This is a genomic window from Jutongia sp., from assembly GCF_057878315.1.
The window spans coordinates 1-25,263 of the sequence record NZ_DBLXSO010000034.1; the positions used below are offsets into that span (position 1 = coordinate 1).

Here is a 25,263-nt window from a genome sequence, read left to right on the forward strand (position 1 = left end):
ACACCTATTACTATAATCTTTGCAGATGAATCTGACTCACTTGTCTTAATTTCTAACACGACTGCTCCTCCTCTTTTTCATATAATTTATCTTATCTGCTATCATCAGTTAATTCCTGTCTCAAACCGGAACAAATCAACATTCCAAACCTATTCTATATAATACTAAGAAAACACAGAATAATCAAGGAGAACGTTTGTTTTATTGTTCCACGCTATCGCCCTCTGTCTGCCCGTCATCCGGCTGATCGGTCGGCTGTGCATCTGCATCCTGCGAATCCGACGCATCTGATGTTCCATCTGCCGGCGTATCCCCTGCTGTTTTCAGGATAATACGGTCTCCGGAGGTGAAATTTTCCATGTTGATCGTTCCCGCCAGATCCTTCTTGCGCGTCTTTTTGAGAACACTGGCAAGTGCTGCCATATCGTCATCATAAAAATCCTTTTGTCCCAGATAAACCTCTACCTTACCGGAATACAGAGTAACATTTCTCCCGTCAAACTTGATCTGGTCTACCTTCACCTTATAATGCCTGATGAGTCTGGACAGATTCATGATCGTTTCAAACAGCGTATCATCCTTGACTTCGAACGCTTCATTCATGGTAAATTTACCAAACTTGATGCCTGTAACCACCGGCACTCCGTCCATCGGCTCTGTCAGGCTCTGAAGCACAACACCGTCCTTATCAAAATAAATGTACTGCCCCATATATTTGACGCAGCCGCTGATGGTCTTGTCATACACATGCAGCACAATTCCGGTCGGCGAATCCCATTCCACATCAATCTCCTGCACAAACGGCAGGCAGTCCACATGTCCCAGCTTGCTCTTTGCCAGAAAATACAGTGTATGATAGGCGTATTTGTCGGACATTGCCGATGCTATGATCTGCTGATCCGAGTAAATATCTCCACCCTCAACCTTCACCTGTGTGATCTTCAGGAAGAAAAAGGTTCCTGATACAATAAGCAGAATGCCGAGGATCACTCCAATGATTATCTTTATGTGTTTCAAAAAATTCCTCCTATTTCAGCTTGATCTGTCTTGAAACGCCAAGCACCAGTCCAAGCTCTAACATCATGATCGCACAGGCAGTGCCACCGTAGCTGATCAGCGGCAACGGTACACCGGTGGACGGGATCGTGTTGGTTACGACCGCGATATTAAAAAGCACCTGGATCGCAATATGTATCATGGAACCGGCACAGACCATGCTTCCGAAAATATCCGGTGCATTACAGGAGATCATGACGATACGCCACAAAAGCACCAGAAATGCTCCCATCACCATGACAGCACCCACGATGCCAAGCTCCTCGCAAATAACCGCAAAGATCATATCATTATATGCCTCCGGAATATAACCGAGCTTCTGCATACTCTCTCCGAGTCCGCTTCCATGGATCCCGCCGGATGCGATCGCATATAAGCCCTGAAGGATCTGAAAGCCTCCCGGCGAATTTTCGATGTCAAGCCACGATGTGATTCGACCGGCACGGAAACCTCCGCCGATCATAGCATACGCCGCAGCCGCCGCAACTCCGACAATACCACAGACAATGAAGTATTTCTTACGTTTGCTCGCCACAAAACACATTCCAACAGCAATAACACCGACGATGATCGCCGTACTCAGATTCTCCGCCGCGATAAGTCCAACCACCGGTAAGACATAAACGCCGATCAGCTTTAAAAAGCCTGTAAAAGTATCCATCGAACGTCTGGACTGATAGATCGCATATGCCACAAACAGGATCACACCGATCTTGGTAAACTCTGAAGGCTGGAACTCTACACCGATCTTCAGCCATCGTCTCGCACCGTTATGCTCAATTCCGATCCCCGGGATCAGCACCGCAACCTGCATCGCAATACAGAGCCCATAGAAAATATAGATCCAGTTGATCTTCCCCAGATAAAGCTCTCTGTAATCCAGATTAGATATGATCAGCATCGCTGCCACACCAAGAATCAGTCCTCTCAGCTGCTGGGACACGAAACGAAACGGATCTCCAAAACGGCTGGTTGATGCCGTGTAGGAGCTGGCACTGTAGATCATCAGAATACCAAACAGCGCGATCGCCACCGTCATGAACAAAAGCATATAATCATACTGGCGGTAATAGCGTTCTCTTTTCTTTCTTTCACCTGCAGTGCTGTTTCTGCGGGAGGTTTGCTCCCGTCTGCCATTTTGCACTCTTGCCATATCACTTTCCATTCCTTCCGGACTAATTATAACTGATTCACATACTCCTTAAACAAAGTACCTCTCTGCTCATAGCTCTTAAACATATCCCAGCTTGCACATGCCGGCGACAGAAGAACTGCATCACCACTCTGCGCCTGTACTGCGGATGCCTCCACAGCCTCCTTCAGGGAACCGACGCGGACAATATTCGTAAACCCTGCTTTTCGCGCCGTTTCCTCGATCTTATCTGCTGTTGCTCCGAGAAGCACAAGGCATTTCACCTTGTCTCCAAAGGAAGCGATCCACTCCTCATAGGAGGACTGCTTATCATATCCGCCGCCGATTACTACCGTCGGTGTTACCATTGCCTCTACCGCTTTGATCGCTGCGTCCGGATTCGTTCCTTTAGAATCGTTATAATACTTCACGCCGCCAACCTCACGAACAAATTCGATACGGTGTTCCACTGCCTTAAATTCAGCCACTGCCTTGCGGATACACTCAACCGGAACACCCATATGCATCGCGATCGCCACTGCTGCCATCACATTTTCATAGTTGTGGACACCGAGCAGTTGCATATCATGAATCGTGCATATCTTGATCTCCTCTCCATCCTTATAGATAATATCCTCTCCATCGAGCCAGATTCCACGCTCCAGCGGTCGCTTGCTGCTGAACCAGAAAATATCTGCCGGGATCTTTGCTGCCAGCTTCTGAAGATGCTCATCCTCATAATTCAGTACACAGATCTGAGCCTTCGTCTGGTTCTCGGCGATGCGCGCCTTTGTGTCAATGTAGCACTCCATCGTATGATGGCGGTTCAGATGATCCGGTGTGATATTTAAGATCGCACTGACCTCCGGCTGAAATGTATGGATCGTTTCGAGCTGGAAGCTTGAGACCTCGGCAACCGTCACAGAGGAATCCTTCATTTCCAGAGCGTACTCGGTATAAGGAAGACCGATATTACCTACCACAAATACACTGTCATAATACTCACGCAGAATCGCACCGGTCAGTGCTGTCGTCGTTGTCTTTCCGTTGGTTCCGGTGATCGCCACAAGACGTCCGCTGCCACAGGCATATGCTAACTCAATCTCTCCCCAGACCGGTATCTTTTTGTCCTGAAGTTTGATTACAAACGGAAGATCCGTTGGTACACCCGGGCTTAACACAGCAAGATCCAGTGTATCCATAACTTCCTCCGGCAGATTGCCGATGATCAGATCATACCCAATCCCCTCCGGAATCCTTGATACAACCTGCTCACTGTCTGCCTTTTCGTTGCCCTCTAACACAACCGGCTTCGCTCCCTTGACGGCCAACAGCCTGATCGCTGCAATACCGCTCACTCCTGTTCCTACTACAAGAACTCGTTTCCCTGTAAAATCCATGATTTCCTCCTATCTCATCGGTACCTTTTATAGAGCCGCCAGTGCGATCAGGCAAAACAATGCCGTCACGATTGAAAACACAGCGACTACCTTTGTCTCCGACCATCCACTCTGTTCGAAATGATGATGTATCGGTGCCATTTTAAAGATTCTTCTGCCGTGGGTTATCTTAAAATATCCTACCTGAAGGATTACCGACAGAACCTCCACCAGATAGATCATCCCTACGATCAGTATATATAGCGGCATTTTCAGAAGAAGCGCTGTCGAAGCAACAAAGCCTCCCAATGCCAGCGAGCCGGTGTCTCCCATAAAGACACTGGCAGGATACACATTAAATACTAAAAATCCCATCAACGCTCCCGCAACCGCTGCGCATACCGGTGCAACCGTACTTCCCGTACCGATCGCGACCACCGTAAAAAACACAGCAATAAGCAGCGTCACGCTGGATGCAAGCCCATCCAGTCCGTCCGTAAAATTTGTGCCGTTGACAGTTCCCACCATGACAAAAAATAAAAACGGAATAAACAACCATCCCGGCAGAGCAATATATCTTCCGGATGCAATTCCTCCGGTAAACGGGATCAGCATCTGCATCTCGTAATGCAGGTGCTGTGTGTAATAATACACAAAAATAATTGTCACCAGAAGCTGCAGCACCAGCTTCTGCCATGCCCGCAGTCCCAGAGAACGCCTCATAACGATCTTGATGTAATCATCGAGAAATCCGATCAATCCAAACCCAACTGTCGCAAAGATCACCGGAAGGATCTCCGGATAATCACGCAGATAAAGCGAGGCTGTCACAACGACAGAGATCAATATGATCAATCCGCCCATTGTAGGCGTTCCTGCCTTTTTCAGATGGCTTTTGGGTCCATCATCTCTGACATACTGTCCAAACTTCAGCCACTTTAAAAACGGAATGACAATAGGACATAATATGACACTGATTGAAAATGAAAGCAGCACCGGTATCACCGTATCGAAGTAATCCATTCTTATTCCTCCTCATGCTTATTTCGGATTCTAGTGGTACTTTGATACTCACACAGAGCCTTTTCATTCGTAATGATTATTGTAATCCAATCACCGCCAGAAATCAACCCGGCGCATTGGTCACGATCTCACCTCTTTCGACACCCAGATAAGGAAGCGCATTGTCCAATAGTTCGGAGATCACAGGGGCTGCGATCGTGCCTCCATAATAGATCCCCTGCGGCTCATCGATCAGAACCAGTGCGGCAACAACCGGATTGTCCGCCGGGGCAAAGCCCATGCAGGAGGCAATGTATTTATTGCTGCTGCGTGGAAGCTTTTCGGAGGTTCCTGTCTTGGCACCCACCTGATATCCCTCCACATACGCCTTCTTACCGGAGCCCTCAGACACAACGGACTCCAGGATCATCCGCATAGTTTCCGAGGTCTGCGCTGAGATCACACCCTCTGCGGATGGATAAGTAAGCTTCTTTACCGCTGAACCATCACTGCTTTCGAGCTTAACGCCAAAATGGGGTGTAATCTGTGTACCGCCGTTAATGATCATGCTGATCGTGGACAGAAGCCGCACCGGCGTAAGCTGAAATGACTGTCCGAAGGACATGGTCGCCAGTTCAACCGCTCCCACATTCTCCTTCTGATGCATGATCGTCGCCGCCTCACCGGGAACATCGATGCCGGTTTTGCTTAAGATCCCAAGCTGGTTCAGATATTGAAACATATTGTCAACGCCAAGCCTTGCTCCCACCTCCATAAACACCGGATTGCAGGAGTTTTGTACGCCCTGTACAAACGTTTCCGAACCATGCCCGGTTGTCTTATGACAACGGATCCGGCGATCCTCCACGATCTTAAAGCCCGGGCAGTGAAAGGTATCTGTAAGCTTCACCACCCCCGCCTCTAGTGCCGAGGACGCCGTAATGACCTTGAAGGTTGAGCCCGGCTCATAGGTGTCACTGACACAGGCATTACGCCACATTCCATTGAGTGCTACCTGCTTCTTTTTCTCCGAATAGGAGTCAGCCTTTTTGTCAGGCAGTGTATACGGATCGTTCAGATCAAACTCCGGCACATTGACCATCGCATAGATCTCTCCATTCTGCGGATTCATCATCAGGATGCGCACACTCCCGGCTTTCTTTGCCTTCATGACCTTTTCTGCCGCCTGCTGTGCAAACGTCTGGATATTAACATCAAGGCTTGTATAAAGATTTGCTCCCGCCACGGGTTCCACGCGTTCCTCCGCCTTGCCATCAATCTCCAGCCCTCTGGCAGTTGTCATGGTCAGGATGCTTCCATCCGTTCCCTGAAGATATTTGTCATAGGCAACCTCCATGCCGACAATGCCCTGATTGTCCGCCCCGGTAAAGCCGATCACCTTTGACGCAAATTCCGAATACGGATAATACCGCTTGTAGTCCTCATCCACCATCACCCCGGCAAGCTCCATATCACGGATCTTATCAGAAATCTTCTTATCAACATTCGACTTGATCTTCTCAATGGAGGACACCTTTTCCACACGTTTGCGGACCTTTTCCTCCGGCAGATCAAGAAGCGTTGACAACACCTCGATCACCTTCTCCGGCTCCACAATCTGATTGTGGATCACTGAGATTGTTGATACCGGCTTATTCGAAGCAATCTCCGTACCGTTTCTGTCATAAATAATGCCTCTTGCCGCCTTAACAGCACGCTGACGCTGATGTACTTTCTTCGCTTTCTCTCCATAATAGTCTGCCCTGTTTACCATCAGATATAACAATCTGCCGGCAAGTCCTATCATCACAAGTACAACCATTGCATAGACAAAAAGGACCCTCTGTCTCTGTCTGGTTCTGCTCTGCTTGAGATATTCCGTCATCCACCGGATCACTCCGCTTCTACTGACATTCCTTAATATCTATTAGCAAAAGCGATTAATTATTCATTCCGGTATCACCCTCTTCATCATCTGCCGCCTTTTGGGCAACGCCATAGCTGCTATCCGAATAACCTCCCTCCGGAGCTTCCTCATCCAGATTGCTCTTTGCCGTAGATGGCAGCTTTAATTTACTTGCTTTTGTAATATCTGATTTCTTCCCGGATGGGTAGATCTCAAGCATTGGTAAAATATCTTTGAGCAGGCTGCTTGTAAACTCTGTCGCATAGGTACTGTGTGCCTGATCCTCGACGTTTGGCTCATCAATAACCGTATAAACGACAAGCTTTGGATTATTTGCCGGAACACAACCGATAAAAGAAACAAGGTATTTGCCCTGTCCACGCGGAATCTTCTCTGCGGTACCGGTCTTACCACCGACCTTGTAGCCCTTTACGGATGCCGGATTAGCGGTTCCTTCCTCTACCGTTGCCAGAAGGAATTTGCGCAGAAGGCGGCTGGTCTTCTCTGTGATCACCTTGCTCTCCACGGCATCATCCTCCGCCTGTATCACAGCACCCGACTCACTGGAAACCTCCTCAACAACATGTGGACGATAATAATTACCTCCGTTGACAATCGCCGAAAATGCTGCAGCCATCTGTACCATTGTGACCGTCTGGCTCTGTCCGAAGCTTGAGGTCGCAAGCTGTGTGGAATGCATCGTATCATTGTTAAAGACTGTTCCCGTTGCTTCACCCGGAAGATCGATCCCTGTCTTTCTTCCGATGCCGAACGCATCCATATAATCCAGGAATTTCTCTTTGCCAAGCTTTGCACTGATCTGCATCATCACATCATTACAGGAAACCATGAGTGCCTGTCCCAGAGAAAGCGCACCATGACCACCGTAACGGTTTGCCACACATTTAATATAACGGTCTGCCACCTGCTGTCCACCATCGCAGACATACGTGCTTTTCCGGCTTGCCTTACCCTCGTCCAGACATGCCGCAACCGTAATCGGCTTAAATGTAGAACCCGGCTCATAAGAATCACTGATACAGTAGTTTCTCCAGAGCTCGTTGAGTGCCTTAAGCTGCTCCTCCTCGGACATCGCCGAAATCTCCTCCTGCGTATAGGCAACGGAAAGATTTCGCGGATCATTCAGATCGTACACAGAGTTGGAACCCATTGCCACAATGCCTCCTGTATTCGGATTCATCAACAGGCAGGCAATCTTCTTGGCACCGGTATTCTTCATAAACTTCTGGATATGCTGTTCCATGATACCCTGTACATTGACATCGATCGTCGATTTAACGGTATATCCGTTGGTCGCCGCCTTGATCGTCTTGACCAGATTCAGTTCCGAATCATAATAACCGAACTGTCTGCCGTTTGTACCGTTGAGCATATCATTATAGGTATTCTCAATGCCCCAGGTTCCGCTATTGGTATCGGCACAAAAGCCGATCACATCACATGCCACCGTGGAATACGGATATTCTCTCTTGTATTCCTCCTCAAAATGAATACCGCGGATATTCTCATCCTTTTCCTGCAACTTCTCCATTTTCGTGACAATGTCCTTGTCCAATTCCCCGTATTCCTTCATCAGGTAATAACGGGATGTCGGATTGTCCTTCAGAATTTTGTCAACATCGCTGCCGGAAATGCCAAATACATTTTCCAGCGCATCCTTCGTCGGCTGAAGATATTTCTTGTCCTTTAAGATCGCCGCCGGATCGAGGAACAGATTATATACCTTCACGCTTGTTGCCAGCTTGTTGCCATTCGTATCCACAATATCCCCACGCTTATACGGGATCGCATTGCTTGTGTGACTCTGCTGTGCCAGCATACGCTTCGTGTAATTGTCTCCCTTGACCTTATTCAGACGGATGATCTGCGCCGTCAGTCCAATGCATCCTAAAATAACAAAACCAAACACCAGCAGGATGCGAAAACGCATCCTGCGAGTGCCTGGTTTATTCTTGTAACGTGTATCTCTTGCTCTTCTTTTTGCCATTATAAATCCCTGTCCTTGTAACCCGGCCCGTTATTTTGAGCTTGCGGGAATGTCTCCGTACTGCTTCACCATGTCACTCTTTTTATTATCATATTTGTAAACCTGATTGTCAACAGCCTGGATCATACCCAGCTGACCTGTTGCAATCGCATAGACTTCGGAAAGATCTACGGAATCCATAACATTCTGATAAGCATCGTCATTCTCCTGCTTGGCATCTGCGATCTCTGACTGCAGACTGATCACTTCATTCTTCATCTGCGTGATCCCTGACTGCACATGCAGATACATAAAGCCTGCCACAAGAACTAATGATAATGCAGCCATCAGAAATACAAAGGATGAAAATCCAATGGACGGCATCGCCACCGGCTTTGGCTGCGGATATGTCTTTGTTCTCCTTTTTCGCCCCGGCTGCTTTCTTCTCTCCGGAATCTCCTCCAGCTGATGTGCGAGATTGCCATACACATATCCGTTTCGTTCCTGTCTGTAAACGTCACGTCCCTGACCGCTCCGATACTGACCGCCACGGCGTGATCCGCTTCGATAATTTGGTGATGTCGCCATTTGTTACGCCTCCCTGCTTGATTGCCGTGTCCACCGAACACGGTTGATATCCCATCACAGATGATTCTGTGCCATTTTCTGACGGCGCCCGTAATCCGCGCCGTCAACCTTATTCAACAAACTACGGATCCCCCAATCCGCAAGAATTTGTCGTGCCGGCTGATCCGGCTTATATATGTTCAAATACTCTGAGCTTCGCACTTTTCGAGCGGGAGTTTTCCTCAAGCTCTTTCTCAGATGGAAGCACAGGTTTTCTCGTAAGCACTTTTCCTTTGGACTTTTTTCCACAGACACACACCGGAAAGTTCGGCGGACAGGTACATGGATCCTGCGCTGTCCGGAATGCATTTTTCACGATGCGATCCTCCAGCGAGTGAAATGTGATGATGCAGAAGCGCCCTCCCGGCGCCAGTAGATCGATCATCTCACTGATGTGATCCTCAAGAACGCTAAGTTCTCTGTTCACCTCGATACGTATTGCCTGAAATGTCCTTTTGGCAGGATGTCCTCCCTGTTTCTTAAACTTCATCGGTATGGACTGATCTACGATCTGTGCCAGTCTGCCCGTCGTCATAACCGGTTCCTTCCGGCGTTCCTGCACAATATGTTTCGCAATGTTCTTTGCAAATTTATCTTCCCCATACTTGCGAATCACCTGAAACAATTCGCTTTCTGTGTACTCATTTACCACAGTGGCAGCGGTTACTTCCTGACGATTGTCCATCCGCATATCAAGCGGCGCATCCTCACGGTATGAAAAGCCTCTCTCGGCAGCATCAAGCTGATAAGATGATACGCCAAGATCCAGCGTAATGCCGTTCACCTTCTCGATACCAAGGTCGTGAAGAACCTCCTTCATCGCCTCATAATTGCTCCGCACGATCGTCACACGGTCACCAAACTCAGACAGCCGCTTTGTCGCAGCAGCAATCGCATCCTCGTCCTGATCAATCCCGATCATCCGACCATCCGGTCCAAGTCTCCGGCACACCTCATAGGCATGTCCGGCTCCTCCCAATGTGCCATCCACATATATTCCATCCGGCTGCACATTCAAAGAATCGATCACCTCATGCAGCAGCACTGATTTGTGAGAAAATTCCATGATCCCGTCTCCTTTCAGCGGCTAACCACTTCCTGCTGCACCCTTCTTACAGAGAGATTCCGAGAGCATCCATTGCCTCTTCCATCGACATCTCACTGCCAAGTGTCTGTGCCTCAAAGGTATCCTTGTCCCAGATCTCCACACGGTTGATCATGCCGACAAAGACAAGATCCTTCTCAAGTCCGGCACTTTTGCGAAGCTTGGCGGGGATCAGTATTCTGCCCTGCTTGTCCAGTGTCACCTCCGAAGCAGAAGCCATTAACTGTCTCTGGATCATACGGCTCTGATGACTGGACGGCAGACTCTGCAGCTTCTGTGCCAGCTCTTCCCAATCATGCTGTGGATATAAATACAGGCATCCGTCCACGCCCCAGGTGACATAAAAAAGGTCTCCCAGTTCCTCACGGTACTTCGCCGGTACGATAGCTCTGCCCTTTGCATCGATCGAGTGCTCATACTGACCCATGAACATCGCTATCACCACCTCTCCACTTTTCGGGTATTCCCTGACACTTTCCCCCACTTTCTACCACTTTCAAATTTATTTTAACTGGTTTTTGGGAATTTATCAACCCCTTTTCCATAATTTATTCATTTTTTTGTCACATTTGTGTCACATTTAAGGATAAAGAACAAAAGGGCAAAACCAGCGTTTTGCCCTCCAAGAATTGCTTCGCAATTCTCGTTGGCATTCCACCACGTTACGAGCATTTTCCTATACCGGAACAAAGCGGGCTTGCCCACTTTGCGCGTCACCGCACAATTGCTTACGCAATCTTCCTCTGTGCGGTGATCGCATCCTCGCGGAGCGTTTTCACATTATAGGAAACAACAAGTTTCCTATAATGTGAAAAACACCAGACTCCATAACTGTCTGGTGTTTCATTTCTTTTATGATATTGTTTCACGTACTTCTGCGCATTACGCTTCCTCTCCGGACAGCCCGAAATGACGGTACGCCAGATCCGATGCCATACGTCCCCGCGGCGTCCTTAAGATCAGTCCGTTCTGGACAAGATATGGCTCATACACATCCTCCAGTGTCCCTGCATCCTCTCCGATCGATACTGCAAGCGTCTCCAGCCCCACCGGACCACCGCCAAAGTTATGGATCATCGTCTCGATGATCTGACGATCCGTGTTATCCAGTCCAAGCTTGTCGACCTCTAACAGGTCCAGCGCAAAGTCCGTGACCTTTTTGTCGATCCTGCCGTCGTACTTGATCTGCGCAAAATCACGCACCCGCTTCAAAAGGCGGTTAGCAAGACGCGGCGTTCCTCTGGATCTTCTGGCTAATTCCATCGCACCCTCCTCGTCAATCTCCACATTAAGGATCCCTGCAGAGTGCTTCACGATCGCCGCCAGCTCCTGCGGCGTATAAAACTCCAGACGGTTCACAACACCAAACCGGTCACGCAGAGGTGCTGACAGCATACCGGCACGCGTCGTTGCTCCGATCAGGGTAAACTTCGGAAGATCGATGCGCACCGACCGTGCAGACGGTCCCTTTCCGATCACGATGTCGATCACATAATCCTCCATTGCCGGATAAAGTACCTCCTCCACCTGGCGGTTCAGACGATGGATTTCGTCCACGAAAAGCACATCCCCGTCCTGAAGCTTTGTAAGGATTGCTGCCATCTCTCCCGGTTTCTCGATCGCCGGTCCCGCCGTGATCTTCATATTGACACCCATCTCGTTTGCCACGATGCCTGCGAGTGTCGTCTTACCAAGTCCCGGCGGACCATATAACAGCACATGATCCAGTGCATCGCCTCTCTGCTTTGCCGCTTCAATATAGATCGCCAGATTTTCCTTAATCTTCTGCTGTCCGATATAATCCGTCAGACGCTGCGGTCTGAGTGTCGGTTCCAGCTTCGCATCCTCCGCTGTAAATTCCGTACTGATCGTCCGTTTTGCCATTCTAATCAACCATGCCTTTCCCAAATTCGGTGTCCAGCCCACAAGATTTCCTGCTGCTTTCCCTTCACACCGCGCCGGTTACATCTTCTCTTTACACCGCGCCGGTTACGCCTTTCCTTCACGCCGTGCCGGTTACATCAGCTTCAACGCCTGCTTCAAAAGCTCCTCCGTGCTAAGCTCGTCTGCATTCGTAATCTGCCTGACTGCCTTTAATGACTCTGCCGCAGAATAGCCCAATGCCGCCAGTGCCTCGACCGCCTCTGCGGACGCCTTTGCCACCGGTGCCGTATTCTGTGTACCGCCGCGCTCTGCCGCCTTCTCTAATACGGCATCGACCGTTTCCCTCGCCGCGATCTTATCCTTGAGCTCCACGATCAGCTTCTTTGCCGTCTTGGCACCGATGCCCGGTGCCTTTGCGATCGTTGCCGCATCATCTGCCAACACCGCAAACCGGATATCGTCTGCCGACAGCGTTCCAAGAATGCTTAATCCCGCCTTCGGACCGATCCCGCTGACCGTGATCAGCTGACAGAACATCTCCAGCTCGTCCATACTCTCAAAGCCAAACAGCTGCATGGCGTCCTCCCTGACATTCATATAAGTATATATCTTCATTTCACCGCCAATGCCCGGCAGCCTGTCCATCAACGCCCCCGACACAAGGATCCGATAGCCGATCCCATGATTGTCAAGCACCACCGCATCTTCCTCGATCATTTCCAGCGTTCCCTTAATATATCGAATCATGATTGCTCCTTTTCCTATATAATTATAATGACTTCAATACACTCGCCTCAATCCGGCAGCTTCTCAAAGCTCCCCGTCGACTCTCCCAGCCAGCCCTCTTCCATGAACTTGAGGATCACATAAGGATGAATTCCGAGCTCCTCGGAGATCTGAAGTGCATTGCTGTTGGGATATTCCTTCAGATACTTTACAATATCATCTAACTGATCTTCATCCTCCGCACGGCAGTCCTTACAGCACAAGGTCCGTATCTTGGAATGAAAAACCTTATGGCAATGCTTACATACATTGGTATACATATCAATAACCGCACCTTTCTAAAGTGTTCCGTACCACTGCACAGGCAGCCGCATCAGAACAGCGTTGCAAACAGATTTAACAGCGGCTGTATCAACTTCCAGACAAGCGGACGTCTCTGCCAGTCCTCATAGCTGATCTCCTTACTCTCCTGAAACATCTTCTCAAAATCCCTGTGAATATCATTCTGGATCTTCTCCCCGGACATCCACACACCATTCTCATAATGCAGGTAAAAACTCCTGTAATCCATATTGATCGTGCCGACGATCGCCGCATCCTCCGTTAAAATCTGTTTTGCATGGATAAAGCCCGGCGTGTATTCATAAATACGCACACCACCCTTGAGCAGCGGACCATAATTAAAGTTCGTCAGCATCTTGGCATACTTCTTATCCGGGATATTCGGTGTCACGATGCGCACATCGACGCCACGGCGCACCGCCTCGATCAACGACTGCTTCATATAATCCTCAATCACCAGATACGGTGTCGTAATGTACAGATACTGATCAGAATACATGATCATCTGATTGTAAATGCTCTCGATCGGATTCTTCGGATTGTTGACAGGGCCGTCTGAGATCACCTGACACCAGGTATCTCCCTGAACATCCTGCATCATCTTATATTTAAGATAATCCACATGCTCCTTGTCGTGACCGCTCGCCTCCCACATCTGCAAAAACACGACCGTCAGTCCCCAGACAGCATCGCCGCGCACACGGATTCCGGTGTCCTTCCACACACCAAAGCGCTCCACCAGATTAGCATATTCATCTGCCAGATTAAAGCCTCCGGTATATCCAACCTTTCCGTCGATCACCATGATCTTCTGATGCGAACGGAAATTCATATAAAGCTGGCTTGTATACTTCATGATCGGATTGAACACGCGTACCTCAAAGCCCTCATGTTCCAGAATCTGCTTAAAATACTTTCTGGTACGGATCGCCGCACCAAAGTCATCGTACAGAAACTTTACCTCGACACCCTCCTTGATCTTACGCTTCAATATATCATGCATTTTGTCCCACAGACCGCCCTCTGCCACAATAAAGAAGTCGATCAGTACAAATTCCTTTGCATTTTCAAGATCCCGGAAGATTGCCTCAAACGCATCCTCCCCCATCGGGAAGTAATCAACCTCATTCCCCTCTGTCAAAAGAAAATTCTCGGAGAGCATGAACTTGACCATACGACCGGAAACCGGATTCTCCTCCGCATAATCCACCCACAGATCATCGTCCTGCACAAGAAACTTATTGCCATAGCTGATCTGCCGCATAATATAGGTATCGAGTTCTTTTTTCTTTTTGCCGGTACGTCCCCACAGGAAATAAAGCAGGAAACCGGTCAACGGCAAAAGCGTAATGATCGATATCCACGCAATCCGATACGACGGACTCTGATTACGATTGATCAGCGCAACGATCGCCACCATGGAAGACACCTGGATCAGATAATACCAGACTGTGCCGTTCGTCCGGATCTGCAGGGAAAGCCACATTACAAACACGATCTGTACCAAAACAAGTAAGGCTGTCATAACCACCTTCAGAAAACCGCTGGTATTATTCTGTATCCTGCCCTTTAACTCCCGAAGATAGCTTTCCTCTCGCTCATCCTCATGAAAATATTTATCATTGCCCCGCCGCTGGTTTCGCTGATCCCATCGTTCGTACGCAGCGTCTTTATCGAATAATTTCTTCTCTCCGATCTCCATAAACACGTCTCTCCTTTTCGCTGCCATAAATTCACATTTCTTCTATTATATGATATCCTTAAATAAATTACAAACACAACATCTACGTTTTTGTTTAAAGGAGCAGACGCATGAAGACAATACAAAGTACCGTTTCCACCCCTGATGAGCTTTATCCTTTTCATCAGCCGCTCGAACAGATCGCATTTTTTGATATCGAGACAACCGGACTGTCCCCGAAGACATCCTCCATCTATTTGATCGGAGTCATGCACTACAACAGTCATAAGCAAAGCTGGCAGATCACCCAATGGTTTGCGGATGATTATCAAAGTGAAGAACCGATCCTTGAGGCATTTTTATCCTATCTGGAGGACTTTTCGTATCTTTATCATTTCAACGGCTGCACCTTTGATATTCCTTTTGTGAAGGCAAAATGCCAAAAGCACCACATCGCCATTCCGGAGACCGTTCAGCCAATTCTGTCAAAGACCATCTCCAGCCAGGTCAACGATGCCGGTGCCAATATTGATCTCTTAAAGGAGATCCGGCCTTTGAAAAAACTTCTCGGGCTCGCAAAAGCTAACCAGATCTATCTGGAACACTGGATCGGTCTGAACCGCGAGGACACCTATGATGGCGGGCAGTTGATCAAAGTTTATTCCGAATATATGCAGCAAAAGATCATGAAAAAACCGGGCGCTGACGAACTGGAGCATCTGCTTCTTCTGCACAACCACGATGATATTGCCGGCATGCTCTCCGTCTGCATCATGTTAAGCTATAAGGATCTGTTTTATCCGGTCAGACCGTTTTTCTCCTGCTCCTGCACCGCAGAAAACGACCGTATCCATATCTCCTTTCCGGTCAGACTTCCACGGGAAAGCACTCTGTATCATGCCTTCGAAAAGTCCGACTCTTCGGAATGTATCTTCACAGAGCCCGCCTGTTTGTCTCTGCAAAAGAATCTTGCTACCCTCTCGCTTCCGCTGTACCGGGGCGTGCTGAAGTTCTTTTTCCCGGATCATAAGGATTATTATTATCTGCCGCAGGAGGACACGGCGATCCACAAAAGCGTTGCTCAGTTTGTCGATGCATCCTGCCGACGGAAAGCAACGGCAGCCAACTGCTATACCAAAAAAGAGGGCATTTTCCTGCCATCGCTTGCCGCAAAGGAAAGCAGTCTTGACAAACCACGCTTTTACATGGCATACAAAGCATCTCCTGCCTGCTATCTGCTGTCCGCAGATGACCCGGACGAACAAAAAGAAATGCTATCCTCCTACCTTTTCCACGAGCTTCCTTTCTTTTGATCATACTTGAATTTTGCAGATAAATCCTGTATGATATGAAAATATTGTTTATGATTGTTAACATTCGAAAGAAAAGAGGGAAATCATGGAATTATTTCAGCTTAAATATTTTCTGACCGTTGCCCGGTTTGAGCACGTGACAAAAGCCGCCGAGAGCCTGCATGTCGCACAGCCTGCCGTATCACAGGCAATCCGTCATCTGGAGGAGGAACTGGATGTTTCCCTTTTTGACCGTGAGAATCATCATATTGCACTGAACAGTAACGGCAAATATCTGCAGAACCGTCTGCTCCCTATTATGTCTGCACTCGACAGTCTTCCGGAGGATCTCAAGGAGGCATCCCTGCAGAACCATCCCGTGATCCACATGAACCTGCGCTCCGCTTCTGCGATCATCACGAACTGCATCATCGCATACCGTGCGATCCACCCGGAGATTCGTTTTAAACTTTCCCAAAAGCCTGAAGATCCGACTGCCGACTACTTTATCTCTGCCGTCCGCTGCGACACGGAGCTTCTGCCCTCGCAGCATGTTCTGTTTGAGGAGGATTTCTATCTGGCTGTGCCGGCGGGCTCAAAGCTTGCCTCTCATCCTTCCGTCAAGCTCGAGAAAACCGCAAACGAATCCTACGTCAGCCTCGAAAGCAACCGACCACTGCGCACAATCTGTGACCTGATCTGCCAATCCATCAGCTTCACACCAAACATCGTCTATGAAAGTGACAATCCGGAAACCGTACGGGATCTGATCGCCGCCGGTCTCGGTGTCGGCTTCTGGCCGCAATACTGCTGGAAGAAACCCGATCCGACGCAGGTGGCACTTGTGCCGATCGACAATCCTTCCTGCTGCCGCAAAGTCGTCGCATCGATCCCAAAAGCATCAACGCAGAATCCTGCGATCATGGAATTTCATACATATCTGACTGACTGGATCAACAAAAACCTGATATCCGGCAATTAACCGCCAGATATCAGGTTTTTTGGTCTAAATTATATTCTCATATCATCCTTGCTGCTGTAACGCAGACGTGACATGGCTCTTGCAAGCGATGCCTTTGACATGTAATACTCCTTAATGCTCTGTTTCTGTCTGAGCTGCTCTCTCGCACGCTCCTCGGCCTCCTTCGCTCTCCGGACGTCAATCTCCTCCGGATGCTCTGCCGTATCCACCAGTATACTGACACGATTATTGATCACCTGCGCAAACCCGGTTCCAACCACACCGGTGATCCATTCTCCATCCTCTGTCTGAATGCGAAGCTCTCCTACCTCAACCGCAAAAACCATGTTTTCATGATGCGCCTGAATTTCCTTCTCACCATCCTCCAGAGGGATCACCACCTGTTTACAGCGTCCCTCAAAAAAGACTCTGTCACAGGCAGTTACATTTAACAGAAATGTATTATCCATACTTACTTCCTGCCTTTCTCAATTACCTCATCAATCGTACCAACATTGAAAAATGCCTGCTCCGGATAATCATCCATCTCTCCGTCAATGATCATTTTAAAACCGCGTACCGTTTCTTTAAGCGGAACATATTTGCCCGGAACGCCGGTAAAGGTCTCTGCCACATGGAACGGCTGTGACAGGAAACGCTGAATCTTTCTTGCACGGTAAACCGTAATCTTATCCTCCTCGGAAAGCTCCTCCATACCAAGGATTGCAATAATATCCTGAAGCTCTGTATACTTCTGCAAAATCTCCTGAACGCGGCGTGCCGTCTCATAATGCTCCTTGCCGACAATGTCCTCCTCCAGAATACGCGAGTTGGATTCCAGCGGATCGACTGCCGGATAAATACCCTGCTCCACAATCTTTCTGGAAAGCACCGTTGTCGCATCCAGATGGGCGAAGGTAGTCGCCGGAGCCGGATCGGTCAGATCATCCGCAGGCACATAGACTGCCTGTACCGAAGTAACGGAACCGTTCTTTGTCGATGCGATCCGCTCCTGAAGCTCACCAACCTCATTGGCAAGCGTCGGCTGATATCCTACTGCGGACGGCATACGTCCCAACAGGGCGGACACCTCAGAACCCGCCTGTACAAAACGGAAGATATTATCAATGAATAAAAGCACATCCTGATGCTCCTCATCACGGAAATATTCTGCCATCGTAAGTCCTGTCTCAGCCACACGCATACGTGCTCCGGGCGGCTCATTCATCTGTCCGAACACCAGTGCTGTTTTGTTTAATACGCCGGACTCTTTCATTTCAGACCAGAGATCATTCCCCTCACGGGAACGCTCACCCACACCGGTGAAAATAGAATATCCACCATGCTCCGTGGCAACGTTCTGGATCAGCTCCTGGATCAGCACAGTCTTGCCGACACCGGCGCCACCGAACAGACCAATCTTACCGCCCTTGGCATACGGAGCCAGAAGGTCAATAACTTTAATTCCTGTCTCCAGCACCTCAACAGCCGGACTCTGCTCCTCAAAGCCCGGTGCATCCCTGTGAATGCACCAGTGCTGTTCATCCTTAAGAGATTCGCCTTTATCAATAGTATCTCCCAACACATTGAACAGACGCCCCAAAGTCTTTTCACCAACCGGAACCTTAATACCGCTGCCGGTTGCAACGACCTCCATATCCTTATGAAGTCCCTCGCTGGATGCCAGCATGATACAACGCACCGTATTGTTACCGATATGCTGTGCCACCTCCATGACACATCGTTTTCCATCATTATCTACTTCCAAAGCATCCTTGATATAAGGAAGATCGCTGTCCTCAAACTCCACATCAATGACAGGACCTGATATCTGAACTATTTTTCCCTTCTTCATATTCATCCTCATTTCTGCACTTTACTTTTTGCGTTTCTGTGCCTTTGCACCACTGATAACCTCTGTGATCTCCTGCGTGATCGCCGCCTGACGCACACGGTTGTATTCGATGGAAAGCTGCGCCAGGATCTGTCTGGCACTGTCGGTTGCCGACTGCATTGCCATCATACGTGCGTTGTGCTCGCTCGCATAGGATTCCACCAGAGCGCCGTAAATGAAGCCATTTACATAGTTGGGAACCAGATGATTTAAGATCTTTTCCCAGGACGGCTGCGGCGTCAGCGTCTCCTGATACACATCCACAGGAAGCTTCTCCGCAAACTTATCCTTTTCCAACGGCAGAAGCTTTCGCTTTTCCGCCACGGCTGTTACGGCATTTTCCATTCGTGTGTATAAAATATACACCTCATCAAGCTCTCCCTTCCGGTACCGCTCGATAATGTCATCCGTGATCATGCGGGCTCTGTGAAGGCTCGGATCCTGCACCGTATATTTGAAATGCTTGTGGACCCTGAGTCCCTCTCTCGCAAAATATTGTCTTCCAAGTTCTCCCAGAACGAAAAGGCTGTTCTCGCCTCCCTGCTCAAAAAGGGAATGTGCCATTTTGAATATATTGTGATTGTAGGCTCCGGCAAGACCTTTGTCTGCCGTGACTACAATATAGCCAACCTTCTTATCTTCTGCCGGAATCTTTCCGGTATCCTTAAAATAAATGCTTTCCAGATCCGGCGTGTGACGCAGGATACGCTGAAATGCCTGCTGCAGCGTATAGAAATACGGTTCTGTATCCGCCAGCTTTTTCTTTGCCTTCTGCAGCTTTGTGGAAGAGATCATATACATCGCATTTGTTATCTTCATCGTATCCTTGATACTTTTCATACGCTTTTGTATTTCTTTCGTATTCGCCATGTTCGTCTCCAATCTATGTGCTGCTTATTTAGCCTGCTCCAGAAACTCTCCGGCCACGTTAAGAATCTGCTGTCTCAGTTCATCGGTAAGTACCTTATCTTTCTGGATCGTCTCACCGATCTCCGGGTGAACATCCTCAAAATACTGCAAAAGCTTTCCCTGAGTCTCCTTGATCTGTTCCTTCGGAATAGTAAGAAACAGCTTTCCGGTCGCAGCCACAAGCGTGATCACCTGCTCTGCCAAAGACATCGGATGACCAAGCGGCTGTTTCAAAAGCTCCATCAGACCGTTACCGTAAGCAAGCTGCTGCTTCGTCTCCTCATCAAGATCGGAGCTGAACTGTGTAAATACCTCCATCTCACGGAACTGCGCGAGATCGATACGGATCGTACCGGACGCACTCTTCATTGCCTTAGTCTGTGCAGCTCCACCGACACGGGATACAGAAAGGCCTACGTTGACCGCAGGACGCATACCCGAGAAGAAAAGGTCACTCTCCAGGAAAATCTGTCCGTCTGTAATAGAAATTACATTGGTCGGAATATATGCCGAAACATCGCCTGCCTGCGTCTCGATGATCGGCAGTGCCGTGATCGAACCGCCGCCAAGCTCATCGCTTAACCGGCTGGAACGCTCCAGCAGACGGGAATGCAAATAGAATACATCACCCGGATAAGCCTCACGTCCCGGAGATCTCTCCAGCAGCAGGGACAGTGCACGGTATGCGACCGCATGCTTTGACAGATCGTCATACACAATCAGAACATCCTTGCCCTGATACATAAAATACTCCGCCAGAGCAGTGCCGGAATACGGAGCAATATACTCTAACGATGCGGACTCACTGGCTGTCGCCGAAAGCACGATGGAATACTCCATCGCATCGTTTTTCTCCAGTGTATTTACCAGCTTTGCCACGGTCGATGCCTTCTGACCGATCGCTACATAGATACAGATCACATCCTTGCCCTTCTGGTTCAGGATCGCATCCATCGCGATCGATGTCTTACCGGTCTGACGGTCTCCAATGATAAGCTCTCTCTGTCCACGTCCGATCGGGAACATCGAATCGATTGCCAGAATACCGGTCTCCAATGGTTCTGTAACCGATTTACGGTCAATGATTCCCGGTGCATCGCACTCGATCGCCCGATAGTCTGACGCCTCAATGTCGCCCTTTCCATCAATCGGCGCACCCAGCGCATTGACAACTCTTCCAAGATAGTTGTCTCCGACCGGAATGCCGGCACGCTTCATGGTACGCGTTACCTTCATTCCCTCGCGGATCCCATTGTCCTTTCCAAGAACGATACAGCCGATCTGCGTACGCTGAATATCCTGTACCATTCCCTTCACGCCATTTTCAAAAATGACGATCTCGCCGTACATTGCATGTTCCATTCCATAGATCGTGGCAATCCCGTCACCAACCCAGATCACGGTACCTACCTCATGCTCGCGGCTTTCCATTTCATAATGTTCAATCTCGCTTTTTAAAATTGATATAATATTTTCCGAGCTGATCGCACTCACATTATCATCTCCTAGCCATTTTTTCTCTCAGACAGTTGATGCTTCCCCGCAGGCTCCGGTCAATCTCCAGATCGCCGATACGGATCACAAACCCGCCGACAAGCTCCGGCCGGGATTCCAACGCAAGTGTTACCTCGCTGCATTTTAACTGACTGCACAATCTTTTCTCTATCAGGGCTAACTGCTCCTCATCGGGCTTTTCCACATAATACAGGATGCCTCTGCGAATGTTATGACTGTCGTCATAGCACTCCTCATACGACTGAAAAATTTCTTTTAACAGTGCCTCCTCATGATGCTCCGATACCACCTTCAGAAACGGCTGCATCTTCTCCGGAAATATTTTCTCGATCAGATGCTTCTTCGCCTCCCCGGATACCACCGGACTGTTCATCGCCTCCCGAAGCGGCTCACTGCCATTCCAGATTTCTTCCGTCTGTTTTATATCCTGTCTGTCGATTCCCAGCAGAAACAGTACCTTTCCATAATTAATTGCTATCTGCTTCATGGGCTTCACCTGCTCCTGCTATATAGCTGTCATATATGGAACGATTTGCGGCGCTGCCTGCATTCTCTGACAATATCTTTTCGGCAGCAGCCATGGCAACCTGTGCCACCTGCTTCTGCATGCCGTCCAGCGCCCTCTGCTTTTCAAGCTCGACATCTTTTCTTGCCTTGTCCACAATATGACCTGCCTGTTTCTCTGCTTCCATCACTCTGCTTTCATATTCTCTCTGCGCACGCTGTCTGGAATCCTCCAAAATCCTCCGGGATTCCTCCTTCGCATCTGCAAGCAATCCCTCATACTGTCCTTTCAACTGCATTGCCTGCTCTTCCTTTCCTGCAGCCGATGCAAACTGACCATCGATCATCTGCTTTCTCTGCTCTAACACAGACTGGATCGGACCGATCAGGAAGTGGCGCAGTGCCGCATAGAGAATCAGCAGGTTGATCAATGTAAAGACAATTCCGTCTAAACGTAACATATTACATCGCCAGCCTTTCTCTTTGTTTGCTTCCTCATGCTGTTATTTCAGAAGAAGAATGATCAGCAGCGCGATTACGAAACCATAAATAGCGGTTGCCTCTGCAAGAGCACATCCGAGTACCAGATTGATCTTGATCTTTGGCTCTGCCTCCGGCTGTCTTGCAATGGCATCCACTGCCTTTGAGGTTGCCAGACCAATTCCGATTCCTGCTCCAATACCTGTTAAAACTGCGATTCCTGCTCCAATTGCGATTAACTGTGTCATAATTATCCTCATTTCTGTGCTGCGTTCATATTTTATGGGTGTCGGTTTCACCGGCAGCACTCCGTGAAACCTGCGGGTAAATTTGTTCTTATTTCTGCTCTTCTTACTTTGTTCGTTCTCTTCTCTTTTCTCTTACACTCTTACTTTTTGCTTATTCAACCGCCACTGCTTCTCCGATATACAAGGATGTCAGAAAGACGAATACAAACGCCTGTATCAGACCATCAAAGATATCAAAATAGCAGCTGAATACTGCCGGCAGCACCGCCGGAACTACAAGCTTGATCAGCTCCATAACTACATAGGATCCCAGCACATTTCCAAACAGTCGCATACAAAGCGAAAGCGGTCTGGTAAACACCTCCAGCAGATTGATCGGTGCGACGATCCAAATGGGTTCTCCAAAGCTTTTCAGCCAGCCTTTGCCTCCTTTTTGACGTATCCCGGCAATCTCTACGACCAGAATACTCATGATTGCCATGCCAGCCGTAACACCCATATCCTTTGTGGGCGGTTTGAAACCGATCAGGCCGATCAGATTAGCGATTGCAATGTAGATCAGAATACTGATCAGATACGGCAGATACTTTAATCCATTCTGTCCCAGTAATTCACCAAAGAAATTCTCTGCTGCCTGATAACCTGCTTCCAGTGCAAGCTGTACCTTTCCCGGATTATCAACACTCAGATTTCTGGTTAATAATATGGAGACAATGATCAATACTGCCATGATCAGCCATGTTACAACGACCGATTCCGGAACTGCGATCCCACCTCCGATCGGGATGGTGAATGCCGTGTTACAATTTAATTCCTCCAGCAGTTCCTTTGTTAATTCCTCCGTAGTACTCACTTCCCTTCCTGGCTTTTTGCCACGTTTTTCATTATATGCATGCCGTTTCAAATGTCTAATAACTTATAATTATTTTGTCATATCGAACAATTATCATTACCTCTAAACGCACAAAAACAGGGCAAAACAAGCGTTTTGCCCTGTCAGAATATACGTCAAAAATTCCTGTAAAACAAAAAAAGAAGCACCGCTGGAGCGGTACCTCTTTATGTTCGTGAAAATGAAATTATTCTGCGTTTGCAAGAATCTCTTTCTTGTTGTAGCTTCCGCATGCCTTGCATACTCTATGTGGCATCATCAGAGCGCCACACTTGCTGCACTTTACAAGATTTGGAGCAGTCATTTTCCAATTAGCTCTTCTACGATCTCTTCTTCCCTTAGAAGATTTATTCTTTGGACAGATAGACATTTTCTTACACCTCCTACTGTTATCCTACTTACTTTTTACAACACTTTCTCGATTATATCAATTGCGTTATTGTTTGTCAACCATTATTTTTCAACAACTGCGGCTGTTTCTCTGGCAATGCGAAGCTCCTCATTGGTAGGAACAACCCATACAGGAATTGTACTGTCCGGAGTAGAAAGAAGAAGCTCTTCTCCTCTTACGGTATTGGCTGCCTCATTCAGCTTGATACCAAGAGCGGAAAGTCCCTCAACAATGCGGCCACGTACCACAAAGTTGTTCTCGCCGGCACCGGCTGTCAATGCGATCGCATCAGCTCCACCGATTGCTACATGATAAGCACCGATATATTTGATGATGCGGTAAACCAAAACGTCTAACGCATTGTGTGCATCCTGATTGCCGTTTTCCTCGCCCTCTAAGAGATCTCTGTAATCATTGGACAGACCGGAAATACCAAGCACACCGGACTTCTTATTTAACATGGTCAGAACCTCGCTGACACTCTTTCCTTCCTTATTACAAATGAACTCAACGATCGCCGGATCAATATCTCCGGAACGGGTTCCCATAACAAGACCTTCTAACGGAGTCATACCCATACTTGTATCTACAGACTTTCCATTGACAACAGCGGAAATACTTGCTCCGCTTCCGATGTGGCAGATGATCATCTTAGAATTGTTGATGTCGAGTCCTGCAAGCTCAGCCAGTCTCTCGGAAACAAACGCATGGCTTGTTCCATGGAAGCCGTAACGACGGATTCCGTATTTCTCATAATACTCCTTCGGAATACCATATAAATATGCCTTTGCCGGCATGGTCTGATGGAATGCCGTATCAAACACTGCAACATTCGGTACACCCGGCATGATCTTCTGGCATGCACGGATACCAAGGATATTGGCTGGGTTATGTAACGGTGCCAGCGCGCTGCACTCGTCAATCTCGCGGATCACTTCCTCATCGATCAGTACAGAAGAGGAGAACTTCTCACCACCATGTACCACGCGGTGTCCAATCGCCTCAATCTCATCCAGAGACTTTAACACGGCATGCTCCGGATCAACAAGAGCATCTAAAACTGTCTTCATTCCTACAGAATGATTCGGAATATCAACTTCTTTCTCAATCTTCTTTCCATTGACCTTGATCGAAAAGATTCCGTCAAGACCAATTCTCTCACACTGTCCGGAAGCACTTACTTCCTCTGTTGCAGAATCGATCAGCTGATATTTCAGAGATGAACTTCCACAGTTTACTACAAGTATTTTCATGACTCATTTCCTCCATATAACATATAATCTATACACCTGTACAACGAAGGCTCTCTATATCTAAGACTCACCACATTGTACCTGCACAAATAACACA

At 48.3% G+C, this 25,263-nt stretch carries 25 protein-coding genes; 2 read left to right on the forward strand and 23 right to left on the reverse strand.

Going from position 1 to position 25,263, the window contains the following annotated elements; genetic code table 11:
• Window positions 1-201 precede the first annotated feature (201 nt).
• From ACZLMD_RS08905 to cls, 13 genes are all read right to left on the reverse strand, one after another.
• A complete protein-coding gene (locus ACZLMD_RS08905; RefSeq protein ID WP_118559833.1) occupies window positions 202-1,017 on the reverse strand; it encodes a cell division protein FtsQ/DivIB in 816 nt (271 codons plus the stop codon).
• 10 nt (window positions 1,018-1,027) lie between these two features.
• The gene (locus ACZLMD_RS08910; protein WP_022306631.1) at window positions 1,028-2,209 is read right to left on the reverse strand and encodes an FtsW/RodA/SpoVE family cell cycle protein; all 1,182 of its coding nucleotides are present in this window, start codon (window positions 2,207-2,209) and stop codon (window positions 1,028-1,030) included.
• 26 nt (window positions 2,210-2,235) lie between these two features.
• Window positions 2,236-3,588, reverse strand: coding sequence for a UDP-N-acetylmuramoyl-L-alanine--D-glutamate ligase (gene murD / locus ACZLMD_RS08915; protein ID WP_489495575.1), 1,353 nt, complete (start codon window positions 3,586-3,588; stop codon window positions 2,236-2,238).
• 27 nt (window positions 3,589-3,615) lie between these two features.
• Window positions 3,616-4,590: a phospho-N-acetylmuramoyl-pentapeptide-transferase gene (gene mraY, locus ACZLMD_RS08920; RefSeq protein ID WP_489495576.1), complete on the reverse strand. Its 975-nt coding sequence runs from the start codon at window positions 4,588-4,590 to the stop codon at window positions 3,616-3,618.
• Between the two features lie 103 nt (window positions 4,591-4,693).
• Window positions 4,694-6,454: a peptidoglycan D,D-transpeptidase FtsI family protein gene (locus ACZLMD_RS08925; RefSeq protein WP_489495577.1), complete on the reverse strand. Its 1,761-nt coding sequence runs from the start codon at window positions 6,452-6,454 to the stop codon at window positions 4,694-4,696.
• Window positions 6,455-6,509: 55 nt separating this feature from the next.
• Window positions 6,510-8,483: a peptidoglycan D,D-transpeptidase FtsI family protein gene (locus ACZLMD_RS08930; protein ID WP_022306635.1), complete on the reverse strand. Its 1,974-nt coding sequence runs from the start codon at window positions 8,481-8,483 to the stop codon at window positions 6,510-6,512.
• Between the two features lie 30 nt (window positions 8,484-8,513).
• Window positions 8,514-9,050, reverse strand: coding sequence for a hypothetical protein (locus ACZLMD_RS08935; RefSeq protein ID WP_489495578.1), 537 nt, complete (start codon window positions 9,048-9,050; stop codon window positions 8,514-8,516).
• Window positions 9,051-9,219: 169 nt separating this feature from the next.
• On the reverse strand, window positions 9,220-10,155 hold the full coding sequence (gene rsmH, locus ACZLMD_RS08940) for a 16S rRNA (cytosine(1402)-N(4))-methyltransferase RsmH (RefSeq protein ID WP_118559836.1): 936 nt from the start codon (window positions 10,153-10,155) through the stop codon (window positions 9,220-9,222).
• Between the two features lie 46 nt (window positions 10,156-10,201).
• Window positions 10,202-10,627 carry a division/cell wall cluster transcriptional repressor MraZ gene (mraZ, locus tag ACZLMD_RS08945; protein WP_022306638.1) on the reverse strand — a complete coding sequence of 142 codons (426 nt, stop codon included), beginning with the start codon at window positions 10,625-10,627 and terminating at the stop codon, window positions 10,202-10,204.
• A gap of 449 nt (window positions 10,628-11,076) precedes the next feature.
• Window positions 11,077-12,078, reverse strand: coding sequence for a Holliday junction branch migration DNA helicase RuvB (ruvB, locus tag ACZLMD_RS08950; RefSeq protein WP_484104653.1), 1,002 nt, complete (start codon window positions 12,076-12,078; stop codon window positions 11,077-11,079).
• Between the two features lie 132 nt (window positions 12,079-12,210).
• Complete coding sequence (gene ruvA / locus ACZLMD_RS08955) at window positions 12,211-12,825, reverse strand: Holliday junction branch migration protein RuvA (RefSeq protein ID WP_022306649.1); 615 nt, start codon at window positions 12,823-12,825, stop codon at window positions 12,211-12,213.
• Window positions 12,826-12,872: 47 nt separating this feature from the next.
• Window positions 12,873-13,124: a MerR family transcriptional regulator gene (locus tag ACZLMD_RS08960; protein WP_022306650.1), complete on the reverse strand. Its 252-nt coding sequence runs from the start codon at window positions 13,122-13,124 to the stop codon at window positions 12,873-12,875.
• Between the two features lie 53 nt (window positions 13,125-13,177).
• A complete protein-coding gene (gene cls / locus ACZLMD_RS08965) occupies window positions 13,178-14,875 on the reverse strand; it encodes a cardiolipin synthase (RefSeq protein WP_487601168.1) in 1,698 nt (565 codons plus the stop codon).
• An 83-nt stretch (window positions 14,876-14,958) separates the two neighbouring features.
• Here cls and ACZLMD_RS08970 point away from each other — a divergent pair, with 83 nt between their 5' ends.
• Window positions 14,959-16,140 (forward strand): ribonuclease H-like domain-containing protein, encoded by a 1,182-nt coding sequence (locus ACZLMD_RS08970; RefSeq protein WP_487601167.1) that lies wholly within the window; start codon window positions 14,959-14,961, stop codon window positions 16,138-16,140.
• Window positions 16,141-16,225: 85 nt separating this feature from the next.
• Window positions 16,226-17,101 carry a LysR family transcriptional regulator gene (locus tag ACZLMD_RS08975; protein ID WP_489495579.1) on the forward strand — a complete coding sequence of 292 codons (876 nt, stop codon included), beginning with the start codon at window positions 16,226-16,228 and terminating at the stop codon, window positions 17,099-17,101.
• Window positions 17,102-17,130: 29 nt separating this feature from the next.
• On the opposite strand, the gene atpC is transcribed toward ACZLMD_RS08975, so the two are convergent.
• The 10 genes from atpC to ACZLMD_RS09025 form a co-directional block, all read right to left on the reverse strand.
• Complete coding sequence (atpC, locus tag ACZLMD_RS08980) at window positions 17,131-17,550, reverse strand: ATP synthase F1 subunit epsilon (protein WP_022306654.1); 420 nt, start codon at window positions 17,548-17,550, stop codon at window positions 17,131-17,133.
• Window positions 17,551-17,552: 2 nt separating this feature from the next.
• Window positions 17,553-18,935, reverse strand: coding sequence for a F0F1 ATP synthase subunit beta (atpD, locus tag ACZLMD_RS08985; protein ID WP_022306655.1), 1,383 nt, complete (start codon window positions 18,933-18,935; stop codon window positions 17,553-17,555).
• Between the two features lie 21 nt (window positions 18,936-18,956).
• Entirely contained in the window at window positions 18,957-19,844 is an 888-nt protein-coding gene (atpG, locus tag ACZLMD_RS08990; RefSeq protein WP_482522498.1) for an ATP synthase F1 subunit gamma, read from the reverse strand.
• Between the two features lie 24 nt (window positions 19,845-19,868).
• A complete protein-coding gene (gene atpA, locus ACZLMD_RS08995; RefSeq protein ID WP_022306657.1) occupies window positions 19,869-21,377 on the reverse strand; it encodes a F0F1 ATP synthase subunit alpha in 1,509 nt (502 codons plus the stop codon).
• Between the two features lie 4 nt (window positions 21,378-21,381).
• Window positions 21,382-21,885: an ATP synthase F1 subunit delta gene (gene atpH, locus ACZLMD_RS09000; RefSeq protein WP_118559841.1), complete on the reverse strand. Its 504-nt coding sequence runs from the start codon at window positions 21,883-21,885 to the stop codon at window positions 21,382-21,384.
• Window positions 21,866-22,363 (reverse strand): F0F1 ATP synthase subunit B, encoded by a 498-nt coding sequence (gene atpF / locus ACZLMD_RS09005; RefSeq protein ID WP_022306659.1) that lies wholly within the window; start codon window positions 22,361-22,363, stop codon window positions 21,866-21,868. The genes atpH and atpF overlap by 20 nt, the downstream gene beginning before the upstream one ends.
• Window positions 22,364-22,405: 42 nt before the next feature.
• On the reverse strand, window positions 22,406-22,630 hold the full coding sequence (gene atpE, locus ACZLMD_RS09010) for an ATP synthase F0 subunit C (protein WP_022306660.1): 225 nt from the start codon (window positions 22,628-22,630) through the stop codon (window positions 22,406-22,408).
• A gap of 151 nt (window positions 22,631-22,781) precedes the next feature.
• A complete protein-coding gene (locus ACZLMD_RS09015; protein ID WP_022306661.1) occupies window positions 22,782-23,483 on the reverse strand; it encodes a F0F1 ATP synthase subunit A in 702 nt (233 codons plus the stop codon).
• 226 nt (window positions 23,484-23,709) lie between these two features.
• Window positions 23,710-23,892 (reverse strand): 50S ribosomal protein L32, encoded by a 183-nt coding sequence (rpmF, locus tag ACZLMD_RS09020; protein ID WP_022306662.1) that lies wholly within the window; start codon window positions 23,890-23,892, stop codon window positions 23,710-23,712.
• Between the two features lie 83 nt (window positions 23,893-23,975).
• Window positions 23,976-25,166 carry an acetate/propionate family kinase gene (locus ACZLMD_RS09025; RefSeq protein WP_118559843.1) on the reverse strand — a complete coding sequence of 397 codons (1,191 nt, stop codon included), beginning with the start codon at window positions 25,164-25,166 and terminating at the stop codon, window positions 23,976-23,978.
• Window positions 25,167-25,263: the final 97 nt, after the last annotated feature.

Bases quoted from the DNA above. Each gene is read 5' to 3' on its own strand.
- ACZLMD_RS08910 (WP_022306631.1), bottom strand. From the start codon at position 2,209: ATGGCAAGAGTGCAAAATGGCAGACGGGAGCAAACCTCCCGCAGAAAC.
- murD (WP_489495575.1), bottom strand. From the start codon at position 3,588: ATGGATTTTACAGGGAAACGAGTTCTTGTAGTAGGAACAGGAGTGAGC.
- mraY (WP_489495576.1), bottom strand. From the start codon at position 4,590: ATGGATTACTTCGATACGGTGATACCGGTGCTGCTTTCATTTTCAATC.
- ACZLMD_RS08925 (WP_489495577.1), bottom strand. From the start codon at position 6,454: ATGACGGAATATCTCAAGCAGAGCAGAACCAGACAGAGACAGAGGGTC.
- ACZLMD_RS08930 (WP_022306635.1), bottom strand. From the start codon at position 8,483: ATGGCAAAAAGAAGAGCAAGAGATACACGTTACAAGAATAAACCAGGC.
- ACZLMD_RS08935 (WP_489495578.1), bottom strand. From the start codon at position 9,050: ATGGCGACATCACCAAATTATCGAAGCGGATCACGCCGTGGCGGTCAG.
- rsmH (WP_118559836.1), bottom strand. From the start codon at position 10,155: ATGGAATTTTCTCACAAATCAGTGCTGCTGCATGAGGTGATCGATTCT.
- mraZ (WP_022306638.1), bottom strand. From the start codon at position 10,627: ATGTTCATGGGTCAGTATGAGCACTCGATCGATGCAAAGGGCAGAGCT.
- ruvB (WP_484104653.1), bottom strand. From the start codon at position 12,078: ATGGCAAAACGGACGATCAGTACGGAATTTACAGCGGAGGATGCGAAG.
- ruvA (WP_022306649.1), bottom strand. From the start codon at position 12,825: ATGATTCGATATATTAAGGGAACGCTGGAAATGATCGAGGAAGATGCG.
- ACZLMD_RS08960 (WP_022306650.1), bottom strand. From the start codon at position 13,124: ATGTATACCAATGTATGTAAGCATTGCCATAAGGTTTTTCATTCCAAG.
- cls (WP_487601168.1), bottom strand. From the start codon at position 14,875: ATGGCAGCGAAAAGGAGAGACGTGTTTATGGAGATCGGAGAGAAGAAA.
- ACZLMD_RS08970 (WP_487601167.1), top strand. From the start codon at position 14,959: ATGAAGACAATACAAAGTACCGTTTCCACCCCTGATGAGCTTTATCCT.
- ACZLMD_RS08975 (WP_489495579.1), top strand. From the start codon at position 16,226: ATGGAATTATTTCAGCTTAAATATTTTCTGACCGTTGCCCGGTTTGAG.
- atpC (WP_022306654.1), bottom strand. From the start codon at position 17,550: ATGGATAATACATTTCTGTTAAATGTAACTGCCTGTGACAGAGTCTTT.
- atpD (WP_022306655.1), bottom strand. From the start codon at position 18,935: ATGAAGAAGGGAAAAATAGTTCAGATATCAGGTCCTGTCATTGATGTG.
- atpG (WP_482522498.1), bottom strand. From the start codon at position 19,844: ATGGCGAATACGAAAGAAATACAAAAGCGTATGAAAAGTATCAAGGAT.
- atpH (WP_118559841.1), bottom strand. From the start codon at position 21,885: ATGAAGCAGATAGCAATTAATTATGGAAAGGTACTGTTTCTGCTGGGA.
- atpF (WP_022306659.1), bottom strand. From the start codon at position 22,363: ATGTTACGTTTAGACGGAATTGTCTTTACATTGATCAACCTGCTGATT.
- atpE (WP_022306660.1), bottom strand. From the start codon at position 22,630: ATGACACAGTTAATCGCAATTGGAGCAGGAATCGCAGTTTTAACAGGT.
- rpmF (WP_022306662.1), bottom strand. From the start codon at position 23,892: ATGTCTATCTGTCCAAAGAATAAATCTTCTAAGGGAAGAAGAGATCGT.
- ACZLMD_RS09025 (WP_118559843.1), bottom strand. From the start codon at position 25,166: ATGAAAATACTTGTAGTAAACTGTGGAAGTTCATCTCTGAAATATCAG.